At 71.7% G+C, this 20,532-nt stretch carries 14 protein-coding genes and 2 pseudogenes; 8 read left to right on the top strand and 8 right to left on the bottom strand.

Annotated elements, in window-relative coordinates; all coding sequences use genetic code 11:
* Positions 1-687: 687 nt before the first annotated feature.
* The 3 genes and pseudogenes from IPJ59_RS26760 to IPJ59_RS26755 all read right to left on the bottom strand — a co-directional run.
* A complete protein-coding gene (locus tag IPJ59_RS26760) occupies positions 688-846 on the bottom strand; it encodes a hypothetical protein (RefSeq protein ID WP_293273893.1) in 159 nt (52 codons plus the stop codon).
* A 523-nt stretch (positions 847-1,369) separates the two neighbouring features.
* The gene (locus IPJ59_RS38155; protein ID WP_366524691.1) at positions 1,370-1,687 is read right to left on the bottom strand and encodes a tetratricopeptide repeat protein; all 318 of its coding nucleotides are present in this window, start codon (positions 1,685-1,687) and stop codon (positions 1,370-1,372) included.
* 523 nt (positions 1,688-2,210) lie between these two features.
* Positions 2,211-4,475: pseudogene (locus tag IPJ59_RS26755) on the bottom strand (serine/threonine-protein kinase); the annotation flags it as partial.
* A gap of 499 nt (positions 4,476-4,974) precedes the next feature.
* Here IPJ59_RS26755 and IPJ59_RS26750 point away from each other — a divergent pair.
* The gene (locus IPJ59_RS26750) at positions 4,975-5,940 is read left to right on the top strand and encodes an ADYC domain-containing protein (RefSeq protein WP_293273891.1); all 966 of its coding nucleotides are present in this window, start codon (positions 4,975-4,977) and stop codon (positions 5,938-5,940) included.
* Here IPJ59_RS26750 and IPJ59_RS26745 read toward each other — a convergent pair whose 3' ends face one another.
* On the bottom strand, positions 5,941-9,450 hold the full coding sequence (locus tag IPJ59_RS26745) for a HEAT repeat domain-containing protein (protein ID WP_293273890.1): 3,510 nt from the start codon (positions 9,448-9,450) through the stop codon (positions 5,941-5,943).
* A 31-nt stretch (positions 9,451-9,481) separates the two neighbouring features.
* On the opposite strand from IPJ59_RS26745, the gene IPJ59_RS26740 reads away from it, so the two are divergent.
* From IPJ59_RS26740 to IPJ59_RS26730, 3 genes are all read left to right on the top strand, one after another.
* Entirely contained in the window at positions 9,482-10,792 is a 1,311-nt protein-coding gene (locus IPJ59_RS26740) for an LBF_2804 family protein (RefSeq protein WP_293273889.1), read from the top strand.
* A 46-nt stretch (positions 10,793-10,838) separates the two neighbouring features.
* Positions 10,839-11,960, top strand: coding sequence for a DNA ligase (locus tag IPJ59_RS26735; protein WP_293251612.1), 1,122 nt, complete (start codon positions 10,839-10,841; stop codon positions 11,958-11,960).
* A gap of 201 nt (positions 11,961-12,161) precedes the next feature.
* A complete protein-coding gene (locus IPJ59_RS26730) occupies positions 12,162-13,073 on the top strand; it encodes a hypothetical protein (RefSeq protein ID WP_293273888.1) in 912 nt (303 codons plus the stop codon).
* Positions 13,074-13,182: 109 nt separating this feature from the next.
* Here IPJ59_RS26730 and IPJ59_RS26725 read toward each other — a convergent pair whose 3' ends face one another.
* Positions 13,183-14,307 carry a sensor histidine kinase gene (locus IPJ59_RS26725; RefSeq protein ID WP_293273887.1) on the bottom strand — a complete coding sequence of 375 codons (1,125 nt, stop codon included), beginning with the start codon at positions 14,305-14,307 and terminating at the stop codon, positions 13,183-13,185.
* Positions 14,308-14,449: 142 nt separating this feature from the next.
* Between IPJ59_RS26725 and IPJ59_RS26720 the strand changes: the two genes are divergently transcribed.
* Positions 14,450-15,619 (top strand): sensor histidine kinase, encoded by a 1,170-nt coding sequence (locus IPJ59_RS26720; protein WP_293273886.1) that lies wholly within the window; start codon positions 14,450-14,452, stop codon positions 15,617-15,619.
* 142 nt (positions 15,620-15,761) lie between these two features.
* Here the strand turns inward: IPJ59_RS26720 and IPJ59_RS26715 are convergent, their stop codons facing one another.
* Complete coding sequence (locus tag IPJ59_RS26715) at positions 15,762-16,943, bottom strand: phosphatidylethanolamine N-methyltransferase family domain-containing protein (RefSeq protein WP_293251620.1); 1,182 nt, start codon at positions 16,941-16,943, stop codon at positions 15,762-15,764.
* A 138-nt stretch (positions 16,944-17,081) separates the two neighbouring features.
* Here IPJ59_RS26715 and IPJ59_RS26710 point away from each other — a divergent pair, with 138 nt between their 5' ends.
* Genes IPJ59_RS26710 through IPJ59_RS26700 form a run of 3 tightly spaced genes read left to right on the top strand, consistent with a single transcriptional unit; the run spans position 17,082 to position 19,536 of the window.
* The gene (locus IPJ59_RS26710) at positions 17,082-17,837 is read left to right on the top strand and encodes a cytochrome P450 (RefSeq protein ID WP_293273885.1); all 756 of its coding nucleotides are present in this window, start codon (positions 17,082-17,084) and stop codon (positions 17,835-17,837) included.
* Positions 17,810-18,388, top strand: a complete 579-nt coding sequence (locus IPJ59_RS26705) for a cytochrome P450 (protein WP_293273884.1) — start codon at positions 17,810-17,812, stop codon at positions 18,386-18,388. Before IPJ59_RS26710 ends, IPJ59_RS26705 begins: the two co-directional genes overlap by 28 nt.
* Before the next feature lie 5 nt (positions 18,389-18,393).
* On the top strand, positions 18,394-19,536 hold the full coding sequence (locus IPJ59_RS26700) for an aromatic ring-hydroxylating dioxygenase subunit alpha (protein WP_293273883.1): 1,143 nt from the start codon (positions 18,394-18,396) through the stop codon (positions 19,534-19,536).
* Between the two features lie 67 nt (positions 19,537-19,603).
* On the opposite strand, the gene IPJ59_RS26695 is transcribed toward IPJ59_RS26700, so the two are convergent.
* Both IPJ59_RS26695 and IPJ59_RS38150 read right to left on the bottom strand, forming a co-directional pair.
* Positions 19,604-20,293: a lamin tail domain-containing protein gene (locus tag IPJ59_RS26695; protein WP_293273882.1), complete on the bottom strand. Its 690-nt coding sequence runs from the start codon at positions 20,291-20,293 to the stop codon at positions 19,604-19,606.
* A gap of 75 nt (positions 20,294-20,368) precedes the next feature.
* Positions 20,369-20,530: pseudogene (locus IPJ59_RS38150) on the bottom strand (hypothetical protein); the annotation flags it as partial.
* Between the last annotated feature and the right edge of the window lie 2 nt (positions 20,531-20,532).

Below are 20,532 nucleotides of genomic sequence, written 5' to 3'. Positions count from 1 at the left end.
ACGTCGACGACCAGGTACCGGCTCGGGCTGTAGCTCGCGCCGCGGCGCTGCCATCGCGGCCGATCCTCCTTCTCGTGGATCTTCCCTGTCTCGTCGTAGGCGTCGACCTGGCGCGGGCACGATTACGTCGCCGATGCACACGTCGCCGTCGCCAGGTCCGCTGACGATGCCGATGTTGATGATGGCAGCTGGACGCGGCGCGAGTAACCGCATGCTGACCAGCCGCGACGGAAGGGCCCATTTTCGGCATGAGCGTGGCCATGCAGCGATATCCACCCGGCCCGACGAATAGGAAATCGCCTGCCGAGGTATAGGGGATTTGGATGGGGTACCAGTCGCGCGAATATTCATCCGCGAGGGTGCGGAACTCCTCGGGGAGGGCGATGAGGATGGCGATATCGGGGCGTAAGGTCGGGTCCCAGGGGGGTGTCAGCATGGGCGTGCTCCGCGGGGCGAAGGTGGAACGAGCGGAGGAGGAGGTTCAGGGGCGGGCCAGGTGAGGGTCTCGGTCTCGGCGTCGGCGAGCTCTTCGAGGCGTCGGCCGTAGGCGTCGTCGAGCTCTTCGAGTTGTCGATCGCGTCCGAACAGCCTGGGCGGACCGGGGAGCTGCAACGAGGTGCGCCCGGCGTCGACAATACACGCGGCCGCCGGTCGGAGTCGAGGTCGGGAGGCCGGCGAGTCGCGGGGTCAGGCGGTCGTGCCGGTGTCGGTGTTGGTGTCGGTGTCGGTCTCGGTATCGAGGGTGCCGGGTGGTGTCGGTGCCGGGTGCCGGCTGGTGCCCGCCCACGCCGTCAGGGCGAACCGTGGTCGACGTCCGTCTTGGCTGTGGGAGGGCCGACGCTTCACCCGCTGTACGCCTTCGCGGCGAACGCCTTTGTTCACCCGCGGCCTGATCGCCGCACTGCCCCGACGCTCGGCCGTCCCCGCGACGCTGGCGCGCGCGTGCGGCCCCGGATATCGTGGGCCTGAAGCCATGCCACACGCCGCAGACGCGACGCCGGAGGCTGATGCGGTTCAGTTTGCCGTCTACCGTCGGATGAGCGACGCACGGCGCCTTGAGCTCGCGCTGCCAGATGTCCGACGAGCGCGGATCATCACCGCCGCGCGGGATCCGCGCTCACCACCCCGAGTACACAAACGTACACGTGGAGGACGCCCTCCGCCTGTTGCTGCTCGGTCCCCCATCTCTTTTCATATGGCGTGGCCTGACAAGCCGCTGCTCAGCCCTATGAGAAGGCGACGGACAAGTAGCGATTCGTCGATCGCCGCGACCTACCGGGATTCGTTCGATTGTCCGGTGTATGTCCAATACCCTGCGTCCAGCTCACGGGATATTGCGCCCACGCAAGTGACTCATATGGTCCTGTGATCACCGGGCGCGGGCGGCGAGCCAGGCGCGGATCGCCTTTTGCTCGGGCTCATACGCTGGGCCGCGCGACTGGAGGGCGGCGAGGGCCTGCTCGGCGAGGCCACGGGCGTTGGGGGCGAGCCCGCCAGACTCGCTGCTGAGGGCGCGGGCGAGGCCGAAGCGGGCCAGGGCGAGGTTGGGGGTGTCGCTGTCGCTGACGGCGGTGTAGATGGCGACGGCGCGCTCGTAGTCGGCGCGGGCGACGGTGGCCTGGCCGCGCTCGAGCGCGAGGTCGCCGAGGCGCAGGTGGATCTCGGCGGCCTCGGGGCTCTCGGCCATCGGCCCGCCCTCGCGCAGGGTCTGGGCCTGCTGCAGCAGGGCGGCGGCCTCGGGGTAGCGGCCGCCGCGGCGGTCGAGCTCGGCGAGGCGGCGCAGCGACTCGGCGAGCAGCGGGGCGCCCTGGGGCAGGCGGGCCTTGCGGATCTCGAGGCCACGGAGGTACTGCGCGAGCGCGGGCTTGGGCTCGCCGGCGCGGAGCAGCATGTCGCCGTGGTGATCGGCGACCTCGGCGGCGCGCAGCTCGTCGGCGCCGAAGCTCGCCGACCAGCGCGTGGGCGCGGGCGAAGTGGCGGCGGGCGGCGGCGAAGTCGTCGCGGCAGGCGGCCGCCCTGGCGAGCCCGAGCAGCGGGGTGAGGGCGGCGGGGTTGGTCGGGGCCTCGCCCTCGCCGAGCATCTGGAGGGCGCGGCGGTAGCTGGCCTCGGCGTCGACGCAGCGGCGCTGGGCGAGCGCGAGGTCGCCGATCGCGGTGAGCACGTAGTGGAGGTCGGGGGCGTCGGGGCCGAGCAGCTCGGTCTGCAGCGCGAGGGCCCGCGCGAAGTAGCCGGCGGCCTCGCGCTGGTGGTGCAGGCTGAGGAGGCCGATGCCGAGGTTGATCGCGAGGAGGGCGACGTGCGGGTGCTTGGGGCCGAGGCTCGACTCGGCGCCGCGGAAGGCGGTGCGCAGCTGGCGGGTCGCCTCGGCGGCGTCGTCGCTGCTGAGCAGGGCGAGGCCGAGGTTGCCGAGGGCGTAGACGACCTGCGGGTGATCGTCGCCGAGGACGGCCCGGCGGGCGGCGATCGAGGCGATGAAGTAGTCGCGGGCGGGCTGCAGCTCGCCGAGCACGGCGTGGGCGATGCCGAGGTTGTTGAGGTGGTCGCCGCGCTGCTCGCGACCCTCGCGGGTCGACTCGACGCGGGCGACCAGGCCGTCGACGATCGGCGCGTCGGCGAGGACCTCGTGGCCCTGCTGCAGGCGGGCGGCGCGGACGAAGTCGCGGCGGGTGGCGATGGTGGCGGCGGCGAGGTCGTGGCCGCTGGCGATGGCGACGCTCAGGGCCGCGGTGAGCTCGCTGAGGGCCTCGCCGTGGCGGCCGGCCTCGCTGAGGAGGCTGCCGCGACGCAGGCCGATCTCGGCGCGCAGCGGCGGGTAGTCGAGCTCGCCGGGGACGATGCCGTCGACCAGTTCGAGGCCGCGGGCGAACTGGCCGGCGAGCTCGTGCGCGTGGGCCTCGGCCAGCACGCCGCGCAGCTCGGCGACGCGGGCGGCGCTGGCGGGGTCGTCGGGCGGTGGGACGGCGTCGGTGAGCGCCTGGGTGTCGCCGCAGCTGGCGATCGGCGGCAGGTTGGCCGCGGCCGCGGCGGCGTTGGCGAGCACCTCGGCGTCGGCGCGCTGCAAGATCGCGACGAAGGCAGCGAGGCTGGTGTGGCGCTGGTCGAGGCAGGCGGTGCGCAGATCGAAGAGGCGGGTCGAGGCGCGGCCCTGGTCGTGGGCCTGGCAGGCGTCGTGGCGCATGTCGACGAGCTCGCGGGCGTAGGCGTCGAGGCGGGCCTGGACGCGGGTCCAGGTGTCGTCGGCGAAGCTCCGCCCGGTGCTGCGCAGGCCGTCGCGGACGGCGGTGGCGGCCGCTTCGTCCCAGACCCCGACGAGCTCGTGGCTGGCGGCGGCGCAGGCGTCCTCGCCGGGGCGCAGCGAGGCGGCGGTGAAGCCGGCGGCGGCGATCAGTCCGGCGACGCCGGCGACGACGAACCACGGGACGCGCCGGCGCTCGAGCGTGCGGGCGAGCGCGGCCAGCAACGTGGTCATCGACGGGAAGCGGCGCTCTGGATCGACGGCGAGGCCGCGGGTGATGATCTGCAGCAGCGCGGCGGGCACGGTGGCGCCGCTGGGGGGCTCGCGCAGCTTGCCCTGGGTGACCGCGTAGGCGAGCGTGAGCAGGCTGCTGTCGTCGAAGGGGGGCTGGCCGTAGAGCGCCTCGTAGAGGCTGACGCAGAAGCTGAACTGATCGCTCTGGGCGGTCGCGGGCAGGCCCAGGTGCTGCTCGGGGGCCATGAACGCGGGGGTCCCGAGGACCGCGCCGGTGTGGGTGAGGTGGGCGTCGAAGGAGGTGGCGTGTGGGCTGTGCAGCGGCGCGGGCGTGTCGGCGATCGCCACGTGGTCGACGGCGCGGGCGAGGCCGAAGTCGAGGACCTTGACGGCGCCGTCGCTGCCGACGAGCACGTTGGCGGGCTTGAAGTCGCGGTGGACGAGGCCAGCGGCGTGGGCCGCCGCGAGGCCGCGGCCGGCGAGCAGCAGGGTCTCGACGCTGGTGCGCCAGCTCCGGGGCGTGCGCATCCAGCTGGCCAGGCTCTGGCCGCGCACGAACTCCATGGCGATGAACACCTCGCCGTCGTGGGCGCCGACCTCGTGCACGGTGACGATGTTGGGGTGCGAGAGGCGGGCCATCGCCTGGGCCTCGCGGAGCAGGCGGTCGCGGGCCTGGGGCGCGTGGCGGGTGGTGTCGCTGCGCAGCACCTTGACGGCGACCTTGCGGTCGAGCTGATCGTCGTAGGCGGCGTAGACGATGCCCATGGCGCCCTCACCGAGGCGCCCCAGCACGGTGAAGCGGCCGATGCGGGCGAGCAGTCCGGCGGGTCGCGGCGGTGTCAGGGGCAGCGGGGTCCGGCGGCCGTCGTCGGCGATCGGGGGGCGCGCGACCAGCTGGGTCGCCGCCAGCGCGGCGCGGTGCTCGACGGTAGCGACGGCCGTCGGCGGGGGCGCGACCAGCGTCTTCTGGCCCTCCCCGACCGTCTCGCCCGTCCGCGTTGCCATGCCACCTGCCCGTCGACGCCGCGAGGATAGGGGCGATCGGGCCGGGGCGCCGCGCGGGAGGACGCGGGCGCGGGCGCGGGCGCGGACGCGGGCTGCTGCGGGCGCGGCGCGGTGCGGGGATGGGATATGTCCCTGAGGACATGTCTGTGGAGACAGCCATGAATCGTGCCCGGGGCAGCGACAGCGCAGGCGCCGCGTGGCTGCGGCCTGGCGGACACCTCGCACTTCCTCGTGGGTCGCGCGGCGGCGACGCGGCTGGCGAATGTCCGGGGCTCGTGCGGACTCTGATGGCGACGGGTGGCAGGGTAGGCGGCGGTCTTGGCCGGTGCGGGTGCTGGCAATTCGCAGGAGCGCCGCGAAACCGCAGGGTGGATCCTGAGTTGTTCGTGTCGGAGCGTCGGGCCGATCGGTGCAGGAAAATGTAGCGCTGGCCGAGGTGCGATGAGGTCGCAGAGTCGGGGCGCAGCGGGTCGCAATGAGCGCTCGCCGGAGAACCACCATGAACGCTCGCAGCCTGTTTTCCTTGTTGATCGTGAGCGCCGGCCTCGTCGCCGGCTGTGACGGGATCGAGGGGGTCGACGAAGACCTCGGTGAGGTCACGCTGCGCCCCGGGGGCGGCGGCTTCGGCGGGGTGTGGCTCAACACCAGCTTGATCGGTGCGACGCTGTTCTCGGAGATCGACCTCAAGGGCGCGAGCCACGACGGGGTGCGCTTCAATGGCCTGCAGATCCGGCGGCCCGGCGATCAATGGCTGACGGCGAGCAGCGTGTCGGCGGTCGACGGCAACCTCAAGGCGAAGGTCGGCACCACGACCTACAGCGGGGCTGACCTGGTCGGCTCGCGCTGGCAGCTGACGCTGGTCGAGGGCGAGGACGACGAGGGCGTCGCGGCCGAGATCTGGATCGCGTCGCACGTGCAGGTGTCGCCGGATGAGTCGCGCTACGTGTTCGAGACCCTCGACCTCGAGGGCAACGTGGTCCCGGTGTGCGATGCCGACTCGGCCGGCAATCACACGCTGATCCCGATCAAGGACGTCACGGTCGACGCGATGACCGGCGCCATGGCGACGCGCAAGGACACCGTATACCTGGCGTGCACCTCGGGGGCGGTCGGCAAGGCGATCGTGTGGGGCTACAAGCCGTGGGATCGGGTGCTGTCGGACTTCGAGGTGGCGACCCGCGTGGTCCGGGCCGACTACTGCTTCGACGGCACGCCGTGGACCGAGACGGGCACCTCGCTGCAGCTGCGCGACAAGTACAACATCAACACCTTCGTGCACGCGAGCGACCCGACCGAGGTGGTGTGGACCAAGACCGGGGCGGCCTGCGTCGGTACGCCGCGCAGCTCGATCTACTCGGCGGCGCAGGTGGTCTGCGATGGGCAGGCGCTGCCGCTGTGCCCAAGCAACACCAGCATGACGACGTTCAGCGGCACGCTGTTTTGGACCAAGATCAACGCGAGCTGATCACAGGGGTAGGACCGGCGCCTCCGGGTCGGTGAAGACCTGACGGGCGGCGTGGCGCACCCGCAGGTCGGCGTGGGCGCGAAGATAAGTGAGCGCGTCGCGGGCGGCGTCGGGCCAGGTGCTGCGCGTGCCGGCGGCGGCGACGAGCGCGACCGCGAGGCGGGCGGCCGGGGCGGCGGCGCCGGCCAGCGCGGCGGCGAGGGCTAGCAGCGCGTGCGGATCACAGCGGGCCGAGCTGGCGTCGATCTGTCCCGAGAGGCAGGTGATGAGCTCGCCGAGGAAGGCGTCGGCGCGGGCGTCGGCGGCGAGGGTGCGGAGGGCGTCGGCGGCGGTCGCGGTGGCGGCGAGATCGAGGCCGGCGAGGCGCAGGCCGGCGGCCAGCGGCCAGAGGTCGTCGGCGACGAGGGCGTCGGCGACTCGCTCGAGATCGGCGCGGCGCTCGAGGCGGCGCGCGAGCTCCTGCCCGCGCAGCGCGGCGACCAGGGCGAGCAGGCGCTGACGGGCGGGGAGATCGCGGGCGTCGTGCGGGATCGCGGCGTCGCCGGTCAGGAGCACCGCCAGCGGCGAGGCGGCGGAGGTCGTGGTGCTGGTGGTGGGTGGCGTTGCGGAGGTCGTGGCGCTGGTGGCGGGCGGCGTGGCGGAGGTCGCTGGTGTGTGTGGGAGCTGGAGGTCGGCGCTCGCGGCGAGGCTGGCGGCGGCGCGCTCGAGGGCGGCGCTGCAGCGGCCGTCGGCGGCGACGGCGACGAGCGCGGCGCAGGCGTCGGACCAGGTGTCGCCGGCGACGAGGTCGAGCAGGGTCGCTACCAGGTCGTCGGCGATCGTTGCCTCCTGTCCCGAAGACCAGATCGGCAGGGCGCGGGTGGCGGCGCGGCGGGTCGCGAGATCGGGGTGACGGACCAGGCCGCGGACCAGCGCGGCGTAGCCGGGGCGGGCCGGGGCGGGCAGCAGATCGGGGCGCGGGTCCAGCAGGCTGCGGGCGATGTCGGGCTCGGGCGAGGCGGCGAGGCGGGCGAGGATCTCGAGCGCGCGGGGGTCGTCGAGGAGGTTGCGGGCGGCGTGACCGACGGCGATGGCGACGTCCTTGTGGAGATCGGGGCGGGCCAGCGCGGCCTGCAGCGCGGGCACGCTGGCGGGGCTGCGGTGCTCGCCGAGCAGGCGCAGGGCCTCCTTGCGCACCGTGACCTTTCGGCCAGGTCCGGCGATCAGCTCGAGCAGGGCGGCGGCGAGGACGGCTCCGTCGAGATAGCGGGCGACGCGGGGCAGCGCGTACATGGCGACGCGGGCGCGGTCGCCGTCGAGGTTGGCGAGCAGCAGCGGAAGGGCCTCGGCGGGGGCGTCCAGCCAGGCCAGCGCGCCGAGAGCGGCCTCGGCGATCGGGACCTCGTCGCTGGCGACGAAGGGCGCGAGCAGGGCGGCGTCGACGATCGGGAGGCGGGCGATCTGGCCGAGGATCGCGGCGCGGCTGTGGGACGGGTGCTTGCGGTCGCTGGCGGCGAGCACGAGCAGGCGGAGGAAGGCCCGCTGCTGGCGCGGCAGCCAGCGGTGAAAGCCGTTGTGGACGGGGAGGAGGTAGATCGTGGCGCCGCTGACGAAGCGGCCCTTGAGCGGCGTGCCGTCGAGGAAGGGGTCGAGCCAGGCCTGGCGGCGGCGGTGCAGGTGCATGAGCACGGGCTGCAGGGTGATAACGCTGGGGTCCCAGGCGATCAGCTCGCGGACGCGATCGTCGCGGCCCTGTGGGTCGGCGAGCAGGAGGACGATCGCGCGGCCGGCGACGGTGCCGACGGGCTGCTTGCGGGTGAGCGGGGTGAGGAGCTCGGTGAGCGCTTGCAGGCCGAAGCGGCGGCGGCCGAGCGCGGCGGCGAGGCCGAGCACGAGCTCGGGGCGATCGCGCTGGTTGGCGGCGGTGATGCGGGCCGCGAGGGCGGCGACGATCGCCGGGGCGCTGCGGCGCGGGAGGCCGCGCGAGAGGTCGGGGAGCTGCAGGGTGCCGGTCTGGCCGGCGAGCAGGCCGAGGAGATCGAGGCCGGCCTGGAACAGGCCCTCGCCGGCGCGCTCGGCGTGGCCGCGCAGCAGGCGGAACGCGAGCTGCTGGATCTGCTGGCGCGTCGCGTACGAGGTGTCGCGGGCCTCGGTGGCGGCGACGACGACGGCTCGCAGCGCGTCGGCGTCGGCGTCGACGAAGGCGCCGACGGGGACCCGCGCGAGGGCGGTGAATGCTTGCAGGCGCACGGGATCCTGGTCGTTGCGCAGGCGCGGGGCGAGCAGGGCGAGGGCCGGCGCGACGCGGCCGTCGCGACCGGCGCAGGCGATCACGCGGGCGACGGCGCGGCCGCGCAGCTCGGCGTCGGCGGCCCGCAGCGTGGGCAGCAAGGTGGCCTCGGCGTCGCTCGGCGCGAGGTAGGCGGCGAGGGCCTGGCCGCGCTCGGGGTCGGCGCGCACCAGCGGCAACGCGAGCATGCGGGCGGCCTCGCGGCGCTGGAGGGCCCGCGGCAAGCTGTCCAAGAGGACATCCGGCCACACGCGCGCGGCGAGGCCCTGGCCGGCGAAGGCGGCGGTGAACAGGGCCTCGCGCTGGCCGGGCGCGACGACCTTCAGCAGCGGGGCGAGCCGCTCGGGTTGCTCGCCGAGGAGGCGGGCGAGGCGGAGCTTGTGGGCGGGTCCCAGGGCGACGACGCGGTTCAGGAGGCCGCGCGGGAGGCCGGCGCGCAGGGCCCAGGCGCGCGGCTCGGGGCGCTCGAGCCAGGCGAGGCTGCGCTCCGGGTCGACGCGGGCGAGCTCGCCGAGCCGGGCCCACAGCAGGCTCGCGGGGCAGCTGTCGCCGTGGCGATCGAGGAGGTCGAGGAGGGCGGCGGGGCCGAGCTCGGCGAGCGCGCTGACGAGGCCGCGGTGGCCGATCCAGATCGCGGGCTGCTCGCGCGGGGCGGCGGCGGTGAGGCGGGCGTCCAGGTGATCGACGACGACCCGCGGGTGGTGCAGGTAGAGGCTGCGCCAGCTGCCGACCGCGTGGGCGAGGGCTGGCAGGTGGGCTCGCAGCGTGCTGTCCTCGAGGACAGGTAGCAGCACCGCGGCCTCGCGCGGGCCGGAGCGGGCGAGCAGGCCGGGGAACAGGCGGCGGGCGGTGACTCGCTGGCCGCCGCGGACCAGGGCCTTGAGCAGGACGCGGCGCAGCGCGAGCGGCAGCTCGAGCGCGAGGGCGGCGAGGTCGGGGCCCTGCGCGGGGTGATCGGCGAGGTGGACCAGGGCGTCGATCGCCAGCCGGCGCACTCGCTGCGAGCGGTGCGTGAGCGCGAGCTGCAGCGGTGCGCCGAGCTGGTTGGCGCGGGCCATGACCACGGCGAGCTCGGCGGCGTGGGCGTCGTCGGCGAGCAGTCGCTCGATCGCGGCGGGCAGGCCGGGGTCGCTGCGGCGGTCGCGGGCGAACGCGGCCGCCTCGCGCAGGCGTTCGCTGAAGGAGAGGCGATCGAGGCGGGCGAGCAGCGCGGCGAGGTCTGGCACGGGCACGGCGGACATGGTCGCCAGGATAGTGCTGTATGATGCCGGCGTGTCGGGGTCGGGCGCAGGGGACGAGCGGGCGCGCGCGGCTGACGACGGGGCAGAGGCGCGGCGCGGCGCGGCTGACGACGGGGCAGAGGCGCGGCGCGTCGCGGTCGACGACGGGGCAGAGGCGCCGCGCGTCGAGGTCGACCGCCTGGGCAAGCGGCGGCGGGTCGAACGATTCGCGGTCGGCTACTTCAAGCGCAAGGCGGGGGTCGGGGCGAAGCCGCGGGCGGGCGACGCGGTGCACTTCCTGAACCCGGAGGAGCGGCGGACGCTGCGGAGGATCGAGCGCAACGCGGTGCTGCGGGCGGCGGGCGCGGGGGCCTTCGCGGCCACGCTGGGCGCGACGGTCTCCGTGCTGGCGAGGCCGCTGCTGGGCGACGAGCCCGACGACGTCAGCTGGATCGAGTACACGCGTTACCTCGCGGTGACGCTGCTGACGGCGCTGCCGGTGGCGATCGTCGAGCTGTCGTTCATCTACTGGAACGCGATCATCTCGGTGCACCGCCTGGCGGAGGCGGCGGGGGTGGTGCTGTTCCAGCCCGACGACGACAGCGACGACGACAGCGACGAGGTGTTCGCGGCGATGCTGGCCCGGGCGGCGCTCGAGATCCCGAACCCGCCGCGGCCGATGTTCGGCATCAACCCGCGGCGCGAGGCCTCGCGCTGGCGCCTGCTGCTGGCCACGGTGGTGTACAAGGCGAAGGTCAGCGTCAGCAATTTCCTGCTGCGCAAGCTGCTGGTGCGGGCGTTCGGGCGCGCCGGCCTGCGCAGCTGGATCCCGTTCATCGCGGTGCCGGTGACGGCGTGCTGGGACGCGTTTGTGTGCCGCCGGGCGCTGCGCGAGGCCCGGCTGCGGGCGATCGGGCCGTCGGCGGCGCGCGAGCTGGTCGAGTGTCTCTTGGGACAGGTGGAGGCGCCGTCCGAGGCGCTGAGCGAGGCGCTGTTCCGGGCGGTCGCCACGGCGGTGGTCCGCAGCGCCGACTTCCACCCGAACCTGGTCGAGCTGCTGACGGCGCTGCAGCAGCGGCTTGGCGAGTGCGCGGTGGAGGAGATCGACGACTCGGGTCGATCGCTGGCGCTGATCGGGCGGCTCGCGCCGGGGGAGCGGCGCGTGGCGGTGCAGATGCTGGCGGTCGCCTGCGTGTTCGATGGCCGGATCGGCAAGAAGGAGTGGGTCGTGCTGGGCCGGGCCTATGCGCTGCTCGGCTGCGCGACGCCGCGCGCGGCCGTGCTCGCGTTCCAGCACGGCCTCCTGAACGGGGACGGGCTCGCTCGCGCCGACCTGATGGCGCTGACCCCTGATCTCCCGTAGATGCAACAACTCGCCTAACCTGTCCGCGCCAACAAGGACGGTGCGGATGACGGATCTGGCGGACGGCGCCTCGCTCGAGGTGCAGGGATCGGGGGCCAAGCCCTACGTGCTCAAGAACATCGGCGGCGTGTACTCGTGCAGCTGTCCGGCGTGGCGCAACCAGTCGGCGTCGCCCGAGCGGCGCAGCTGCAAGCACCTCAAGAAGCTGCGGGGCGACGCGGTCGAGGAGGCGCGGGTCGGCGGCGCTGCGGCTGCGACGAGTGGGCCGCGCGCGACCCGGGCGGCCGCGACGGGCAGCGCGAGCGCGACGAGCAGCGCGGCGGAGACGGACGAGGCCGCCGCGCCGCCGCTGCTGCTGGCGCACGTGTGGGACAACGAGACCGACCTCAAGGGCTGGTGGATGAGCGAGAAGCTCGACGGGGTGCGGGCCTACTGGGACGGGCAGCGCTTCCTGTCGCGGCTCGGCAACCAGTACTTCGCGCCGGGCTGGTTCACCGCGGGGCTGCCGAGCTTCCCGCTGGACGGCGAGCTGTGGTTGGACCGCAAGGCGTTTCAGCGGACCGTGAGCATCGTGCGTCGACAGGACCAGAGCGACGCGTGGCGCGAGGTGAAGTACCTCGTGTTCGACGCGCCGGGCCACGGCGGGGCGTTCGAGGCCCGGGTGCGCCACTACCACGAGTTCATCGCCGGGCGGCCGCTGGAGTTCGTGCGAGCTCACCCGCACGAGCCGTGTCAGAGCGTCGAGCACCTGCGGGCCGAGCTCAAGCGGGTCGAGGCGCTGGGCGGCGAGGGGCTGATGCTGCGCCGGCCGGGCTCGGGCTACGAGGTGGGCCGCTCGCACAGCCTGCTCAAGGTCAAGAGCTTCTTTGACACCGAGGCGCGGGTGGTCGGGCATCAGGCGGGCGCGGGGCGGCACCGCGGTCGCCTCGGGGCCCTGCTGGTCGAGCTGCAGGACGGCACGGCCTTCGCGGTGGGCAGCGGCCTCAGCGACGCCGAGCGTGAAGATCCACCGCCGGTCGGCAGCATCATCACGTTTCGCTACCAGGAGCTCAGCGACGGCGGGGTGCCGCGATTCCCGACCTACGTCGGTGTGCGTCATGACGTGGTCTGGAAGCCAGGCAAGTCGACGAGCCGCGCGGCGCCGAGGCCAGCGCGACGCGGGAAGTAGCGGAGCGATGTTCCGCGGGGCCTGGATCCCGTCCCACGCGGGGGGCGGGAGCCCCGCGGTTTGGATTTACAGCGGGGTGTTTTTCGTGGTAATGCGCGGCGCAAATTCGCACGACTCGGGGTACGACGCCTTGAACGGGTCGGCGAAGCCCCCTCCCTCACCCCCCCCCACGAACCACGAAGAACACCTCTCATGAACACGATGAATCGCATGTTTCTCGGCTCGGGCCTGCTGGCCTTCGGCCTCGGCCTCCTCGTCTCCCCCGGCTGCGGCGGCGGTGACTACTGCGCCGTAGTCTTCAACAAGGAGATCGAGTGCGCGCCGGCCGAGCAGAAGGCGCTGTTCGAGGGCCTCAAGGACCTCGCCCTCAAGGAGTGTCGCGACAAGAAGGACCGCGACGCCGAGTCCGAGAAGGCCGAGCTCGAGTGCGCGGCGAAGGCCGGCTGCGAGGACTTCAAGAAGTGCAAGGACGCCCTCAGCGACGCCAAGTACGCCCGCAAGGTCAAGAAGGAGATCGAGGCGGCGCTGGCCACCGGCGAGAAGCTGGACGACGCGCTGTCGACCTGCAAGTTCAGCGACATCAAGGACGAGGGCGTCAAGAAGCTGTGCGGTGATCTGTTCACCAAGGCGCTCGACACCGCGACCAAGGACCTCGAGGCGATCCGCGACAAGGGCGGCGACCCCGAGGGCAAGTGCTTCGACCTGACCCTCACCGCCGAGAAGGTCTCGCCCGAGGCGAAGACCAAGGCGGAGGCGCTGTGCAAGGAGGTCGACGCGGCCCGCCGCGCGACCGAGGCGATCGCCGAGGCCAAGAAGAACCTCGATGCCAAGACCAACGAGGTGCCCTTCCAGTGCGGCATGGCCGTCGAGGACCTCGAGAAGCTCGGCAACGACTGGTCCAAGACCAAGCTCGCCGAGGTCACCAAGGCCTGTTACATCGACCTCGGCAACGCGATCCTGCCGGCGGTCGTGCCGACCATGCAGTACGTCTGCGACTACCACGTCGACCAGGTGTTCAAGGCGGCCAAGAAGTACAGCCTGAAGGACCCGGCGCTCGATCCGTGGCTCGAGAAGGCCAAGGCCAAGTGCGACACGCCGGCCGCGGCGGGCTGAGCGAGTTGGCATCGCGGATGGCATCCGCGGATGCCATCAGGGAGGGCGTCATGGACGCTCCTGGGGTCGGCGCCGTGCGGCGCTGGCCCCTTTTTCCATTGCGGGCTGCCTATTGCGCGGTGTCGGCGGGATGGCGGGGCATCTGAATGGTGAAGGTGGTGCCCGCCGCCTCGGTCGAGGTCACGCCGATCGTGCCACCGTGGGCGACCACGATCTCACGCGCGATGTAGAGGCCGAGGCCGAGGCCGGTGCTGTTCCGGTCGCCATCCGGGGTCGGCTGGCGGAGCATGGGTTCGAAGATCATTCGCATCGCCTCCGGGGCGATGAGCGGCCCATGATTGTTGATCCGCAGCGCGACCGTGTCGCCGAGCCCCTCGGCGACGACGCTGACGCTGCCACCCTCGCCGCCGTGCTGCAGGGCGTTCGCCACCAGGTTTGAGATCACCTGGGTGAGCCGGTCGCTGTCCCAGGTGCCGACGAGGTCGCCGAAGGCCTCGAATCGCAGGTGAGAGTCGGGGTGGACCGCCTCGAGCTCTGCGATCACCGCCTGGCAGATGGGCGCCAGATCCATCGCCCGCGGCGTGACCGGAATGCCAGCACCGAGGCGAGTGCGCGTCAGATCCAATAGATCGCTGACCATCCGATTCATGCGACTGGCGCTGTTCAGGATGCGCGCGGCGATCCTGGCCTGCTTGTCGTCGAGGCGCTCCGATCGGGCCAACATCGTCGATCCCATGAGGATCGCGCCCAGCGGATTGCGCAGGTCGTGGCCGAGGATGGCGAGGAATTGCTCGCGGGTGCGGCCGAGCATCTCCGAGTAGCGGATCGTCGCCTCGGTGAGGCTCTCGTCGATCGCCTCGTTGAAGCGGTTGAGCTCGCGGTGCTCCTCGCCGTTGGCGTCGGCCCACAGGCGGAGGATGCTGGCCCGCAGGGCGCGATACTCGGAGACGAGTTGGTCGAGGTTGAAGCCGGTAGCGAGGCGCTGGGCCGCGTGCTTCTGGCCGACGCTGGTGAGGGCCCCCGGCGCGGCCAGGCCCTGTGACTTCTCGGCCTGCTGCTCGCTGGTCTGCGGCGCCTTCATGTCGCTGACGACCGCGGTGAGGAGCTCGCCGGCGTGGTCGCGCAGCGCCCGCTCGCTCATACCTTTCGCCCACGGGAGCAGGGTGGTGGCGAACTGCACCCACTCGGCGATGATGGCCTCATGATTCGCCTGGATGAACTCGGTGAGCCGCATGGTGGAGCTGTGGATGGATTTTCTGGGTCTGTCCACCCGCTTCGGCCGCACCATCGCGCGGGTCTGGCGCCGAGTAACGCAAAGGGAGTCGCTATTTTGCCGCCGCTTGCCTTTGTTAGGGCCGGAGTGCACTGTCGCGGCCATGCTCGCAGACTTCGTCTCCACCAACCGCGAGGCGATCATCGCCGGCACGCGCGAGCGGGTCGCCTCACGGGCGGCGCCGAAGCCCAGCGAGGCGGAGCTTTTGAACGGGATCCCGATCTTCCTGGACCAGCTCGGCGAGGCGCTGGTACGGGCCCAGACCAGCGCGTCCACGGACCACGAGCAGCTCAGCCTGAGCGCCGCGCGGCACGGCCGTGACCTGCTCCGCATGGGCCTTAGCATCGGCCAGGTCGTGCACGACTACGGCGATGTCTGTCAGACGGTCACGTCGCTCGCGGTCGCGCAGAACGTGCCGATCTCCACCGAGGACTTCAAGGTCCTAAACCTCTGCCTCGACGACGCGATCGCCGAGGCGGTGACCGAGTTCTCCCGCTCGCGGGAGGGTACGATCGCGGACGCGGAGCAGGAGCGCCTCGGCACCCTGGCGCACGAGCTGCGCAATCTCCTCAACGCGGCGATGCTCGCCTTCGAGTTGATCAAGACCGGGCGGGTCGCGGTGAGCGGCAGCACCGGCCAGGTCCTCGACCGCAACCTGCTCGGGCTGCGCGACCTCGTCGATCGCTCGCTCGCCGATGTCCGCCTCGACGCGGGCATCGAGCACCGCGAGCTCATCGCGGTGGCGGAGCTGGTCGAGGAGATCGAGATCGGGGCGTCGCTGCAGGCGAAGGTGCAGGGCCTTAGCCTCGCGGTCAGCTCGGTCGATCGCACGGTGTGGGTCGAGGGCGATCGCCAGATCATCGCCGCGGCCGTGGCGAACCTGCTGCAGAACGCCTTCAAGTTCACGCACAAGCGCACGGTCGTCGCGCTGCGGGTGCGGGCCACGGCGGACCGGGTGCTGTTCGAGATCGAGGACGAGTGTGGCGGCCTGCCGCCAGGCAAGCCCGAGAATCTGTTCCGCTCCTTCGCCCAGCGGGGCAGCGATCACAGCGGGCTCGGGCTCGGGCTCTCCATCTGTCGCAAGGCCGCCCAGGCGTCCGCCGGGCTCCTCCACGTGCGCGACCTGCCGGGCAAGGGCTGCGTCTTCACGCTCGACCTGCCGCGCAAACCGCCGCCGCCGCTGCTCGTCGTCGGGGGCGCGTCGGGATCCGGGGGCCCCATCGCGCCGAGATCCGGGGGTGCCCCAAACCTCGGCTTGCTGAGCCGCGGGTGAGCGCCCGAGAGTGTGCATATTTCAGGGGCACGGGCGGGCGCCCGGGCGCCCGCCCCGGGCCTCGGCTTGGTGAGCCGCGGGTGAGCGCCCGAGAGTGTGCATATTTCAGGGGCCCGGGCGGGCGCCCCGTCGATCGCGTGCGTCAGGCGCGGGCCCGCAGGCGGCCCAGCAGGCGCCGCAGGGCCGCCCATCCTGGCAACATTCGGGCGGGCACGACCCGGCGATACTCCTGCCACAATTCGCCGTACTTGGCGCTGCAGCGCTGCTCGTCGCGCCAGGCGCGGTGGAGCAGCAATGCCAGCAGCCACAGCGGGACCAGGAATGGCCCGATGTGCGTCAATCCTGCGAGGGCGGCGATCGAGAAGTATACGGTGAGCTCGCCCGTATAGTTGATCTTGCGGCCGACGCCCCACCAGCCGGAGACGAGCAGGCGACCGCCGAGCAGGCGCGGGGCCTCGCCCCAGATCTTGGCCGCGGGGTCGACCTTGAAGGTGTGCTTCTGCTTGTTGGCGCCGCGAAACACCCACAGGCCGAGCGTGAAGCTGGCGATCAGCGCGAGCAGGGTGGGCGTGGCGAGAGGCTCCGGGTTCGCCAGCAGGTACCAGCCGGCGGTGCAGTAGAAGAAGGGCACCAGCACGAGGTCGCCCCAGACGAGCATGAAGCCGAACTTCTCGGCGATGACGTCGTACATCGACAGTACGCCGGGCTCGTCGCGGTAGTGGGTGAACAGGTAGAGCCACCAGAAGGCCTGGTAGGCGAGCATCTGCGGGGTGAGGTGGCCGAGCTGCTCGTGCTGGGCGTAGGCGAAGCCGGCGATGAGCAGGCCGAGGCCGATCAGGGAGGGCTGGTAGGCGAAGACCTTGAGGTCGACGTCTCGCCAGGTGGGGTTGAGCTCGCGGCCCAGCCATAGATCTTTGAGCAGGCCCTGATCCGAGGGGACACCGCGCGCGCGCGCGCCGGTGTAGAGCACGACGGTCCACACCAGCGAGAACAGGTTGGCGGCGACGAACAGGGGCCAGAACCAGGTGGTCACCAGCGGGGCGAGCGAGGCTCCACACACCAGTGTGGCGCCGATCACAATGAAGTGGACGAGCGCGAACTGGGCGAGGCCGTTGAGGCGGTAGGTCTTGCGCTGGCCGCCTTGCTGCGGGAAGCCGAGCACGCGCCGCCCGGGGAGCACGCGCGCCGCGAGCAGCATGGCGAAGAAGAAGGCGCTGTAGGCCAGCAGGGCGAGCAGCACGGTTGTGACGCCGAGCTGCGGCGCCGCGACGAGGGCCTGCTGTGAAGCGGCGTGCGCGGCGGACAGCGACTGTGTGATGACCATGGGCCGAGGTTTTAGCCGAGGGCCGCGCGAGCTCGTCGCGCGCATGCGTGAAGTTTGCGGCGCGCACGCGGATTTCTCTACGGCTTTGCGCGGGCGCCGGTCGTACCCGGCATGATGCGCTCGGATACCGTGCCGGCGATGTTCGCCGTTCCCGAGACCGTGAAGCAGACCGCGTCGACCCTGTGGGCCGCGTTGCAGCCGCTGAAGCTCGACACGCCGGGGCTGCCGCCGATGCTGCCGGGCGGGCTGCCGGTGATCGGTCACGCGGTGGAGATGCGCACCGATCCGGTGGCGATGATGATGCGCGGGCGGGCGATGTTCGGCGACCTGTTTTGCCTGCGCCTGCCGGGCGCGCTGGCGGTGGCGATGACGGGGCACGCGGCGCAGGAGAAGTACTTCCGCTTCAGGGACGACGAGGTCAGCCAGCGCGAGGCGTACCAGCTGATGACGCCGGTGTTCGGCAAGGGCATCGCCTACGACGCGGAGCCGCACATCATGAAGGAGCAGCTCGGCTTCTTTCACCAGGCGCTGCGCGACAGCCGGCTGCGGACCTACGCGGAGGGCTTCGTGGCCGAGGCGGAGCTCCACTTCGGCAAGTGGGGCCGCGAGGGCGTGGTCAACATGCTCGACGTGGGCAACGAGGTCACGCTCCACACCTCGACGCGCTGCCTGCTCGGCGAGAAGATGCGGCACAATCTGTCGCGCGAGTTCTCACAGCTTTACCATGACCTCGAGGGTGGGATTAATGTGGTGTCATTCTTCGCGCCGTACCTGCCGCTGCCGTCGATGCGGCGGCGCGACCGGGCGCGGGTGAAGATGGGGAGCTCATCGGCCAGATCGTCGAGGCGCGGCGGCACGACCCGCAGGTGCACGAGGACATCCTGCAGACCCTGATCGAGGCGCGATACGCGGACGGTCGGGCGCTGACGGAGGACGAGATCACGGGGCTCATCCTGACGATCATGTTCGCGGGCCACCACACCAGCGGCGTGACCTTCTCGTGGATCGCCATCCTGCTCGGGCAGCACCCGCACATCGCCCGCCGCCTGGTCGAGGAGCAGCGCCAGATCCTCGGCGACCGCGAGCAGCTGACCTACGACGATCTGCAGCAGATGAAGCTGCTGGAGGGCACGATCAAGGAGGCGCTGCGCCTGTTCCCGCCGATCCACCTGGTGATGCGGCGGGTGCTCAAGGAATTCGACTTCGGCGGCTACCACGTGCCCCGCGAGGAGGACAAGAAGTCGCCGTACGGGCACATCGCCTTCGGCGCGGGGCGGCACCGCTGCATGGGCATCGTGTTCGCCCAGCTGCAGCTGCGCGCGCTGTGGAGCCACCTGCTGCGCCACTTCGAGTTCGAGCTGCTCGAGTCGAGCTATCCGGTCGACTACACCAACCTCATCGCCGGGCCGACGCCGCCCTGCCGCATTCGTTATCGCCGGGTGTGACCGCCATGAACAAGCCCATTTCGCCATCCCAGCATACGCCGCCGCTCACGCAGATCGGCCGTCCGCCGCCGCCCAGCTTCGAGCAGGCCAAGAATCGCCGGCAGAAGGTGCGGGCGGCGGGGCTCGACCCGAACTACTGGTATCCGGTCGAGTACAGCAAGCGGGTCAAGCCCGGGCAGGTGATGGAGGTGGTGTTCTGGCGGCGCTCGGTGGCGCTGTTTCGCGGCCAGGACGGGGTGCTGCGGGCGGTGGAGAACCGCTGCGCGCACCGCCAGCTGAAGCTGTCGATCGGGCGGGTGGAGGACTGCCAGCTGGTGTGCCCGTATCACGGGTGGACCTACGACGGCGGCGGGAAGCTGTGCAAGGTGCCGCACGAGCTGTTCGGCAAGCCGCTGCCGAACATCACCCTGCGCCACTACCCGGTGCGCGAGCGCTATGGGCTGGTGTGGATCTTCTTCGGCGAGGCGGCGCGGGCCGATTCGGTGGCGATGCCGGAGATCCCCGAGCTCGAGGGGCCAAAGCCGTGGGCCAAGCTCTTGGTGGACTTCACGTGGAAGGCCCACCATTCGATGATCATCGACAACGTCAGCGACTTCACCCACGCGTATCTCCACCGCAAGTTCAAGCCGTTCACGGACAGCACATTGACGGACCTGCGGGTCGAGGGCGACAACGTGCACGTCGCCTACGACACGCAGGTGGCCGCGGGCCCGCTGATGCGCCACTTCGTCGACCGCTCGCGCACCAACGTGAATGCGATGAAGCTGTGTTATCAATACCCGTATCAGTGGTCGGACACGGACGGCAAGATCAAGGACTGGTGCTTCTGCCTGCCCATCGACGAGCAGACCACGCGGGCCTTCTTCCTGTTCTACTTCGACGGCTTCAAGATCCCGTTCTTGCCGCTGAAGATGCCCAGGCAGGTGATGGAGCCGGTGCTGGGCATCGCCAAGGAGGCGGTGTTCAAGCCGCTGCTCGAGGAGGACGGGGTGGCCTGCGAGGCCGAGCAGGTCGGCTACAACGAGCACTGGAACGCGCCGATCGCCGAGCTAAACCCGGCGGTGCATGAGTTCCAGGCGCTGACGATCCGGAAGTGGGAGAGCTACCTGGCGAGCGCGCCGGCGGGGGATCTGCGATCGTTCGGGTGAGGCGCGGGCCTCCGTGCGTCACGGAGTGCAGTCCTGGCCGGGCATGAGCCCGGCCCGGGGCCCAGAATCACGGCACGTTGGCCAGCCCTGGCGTCAGCGTGTTGGACAGCACCCAGTCGGTCGCCAGGTTGTTCCCGTCGTAGCCGTTGGGGATGCGGGCGAGCGCGCCGGCGCCGGGGTCGGTGATGTTGGCGGCCATCCCCTCGACGATGCTGACCATACCGATGCCCGGAATGTTGATGGCGCCGCAGGAGCCCTCGTAGGAGAGGGCGTCGAGCAGGGTCATGGTGGTCGTGTTGACCAGGGCGAGGCCGTCGGGGGAGCCGTTCTGGACCTGATCGCCGGGGCCGGCGAAATTGACCTTGAGCACGCCGCCGGGCACGGCGAAGGCGGCGGGGGCGATGACGAGGTATTGACCCGGGTTGATGCTCACGGCGCCGGCGAGGCTGATGGTGAAGGGGGCGTAGAGCGCCGGGGGGTTGGTGGAGCAGTTGACGAGCGCGAGGGCGACGCCGGTGAGGCTGATCGGGGCGTTGGTGGTGTTGAGGATCTCGACGTATTCGGCAGTGTCGTTGCCGGGCTGGTCGTAGTCGACCTCGTTGATCACCAGGCCGGCGATCGAGCAGGGCTTGCAGCTGCCGCCGCAGTCGGTGGCGGTCTCGTTTTGGTTCTTGAGGCCGTCGAAGCAGGTGGGGTTTTTGCAGCCGTTGGTGCAGGCGTCGAGGTTGTTCTGGTTGCCGTCGTCGCACTCCTCCATGCCGGCCCACACGATCTGGTCGCCGCAGGTGGCGGTCTTGCAGGCGGAGGTGCAGGTGTCGGTGTCGAGCAGGTTGCCGTCGTCGCACTGCTCGCCGACGCCGGGCTGGGTGAAGGTGTCGCCGCAGACGGGCAGGGTGCAGGCGAGGGTGCAGGCGCCGAGGTTGTCGTTCTGCAGGCCCTTGTCGCACTGCTCGCCCTGCTGCTTGATGCCGTCGCCGCAGGCGGGGTCTTGCACGC

Source organism: Nannocystis sp., assembly GCF_016714285.1.
Taxonomy (GTDB): domain Bacteria; phylum Myxococcota_A; class Polyangia; order Nannocystales; family Nannocystaceae; genus Nannocystis.
The sequence above is the reverse complement of the archived record's forward strand: the minus strand, read 5'-3'. Positions and strand labels throughout refer to the sequence as shown.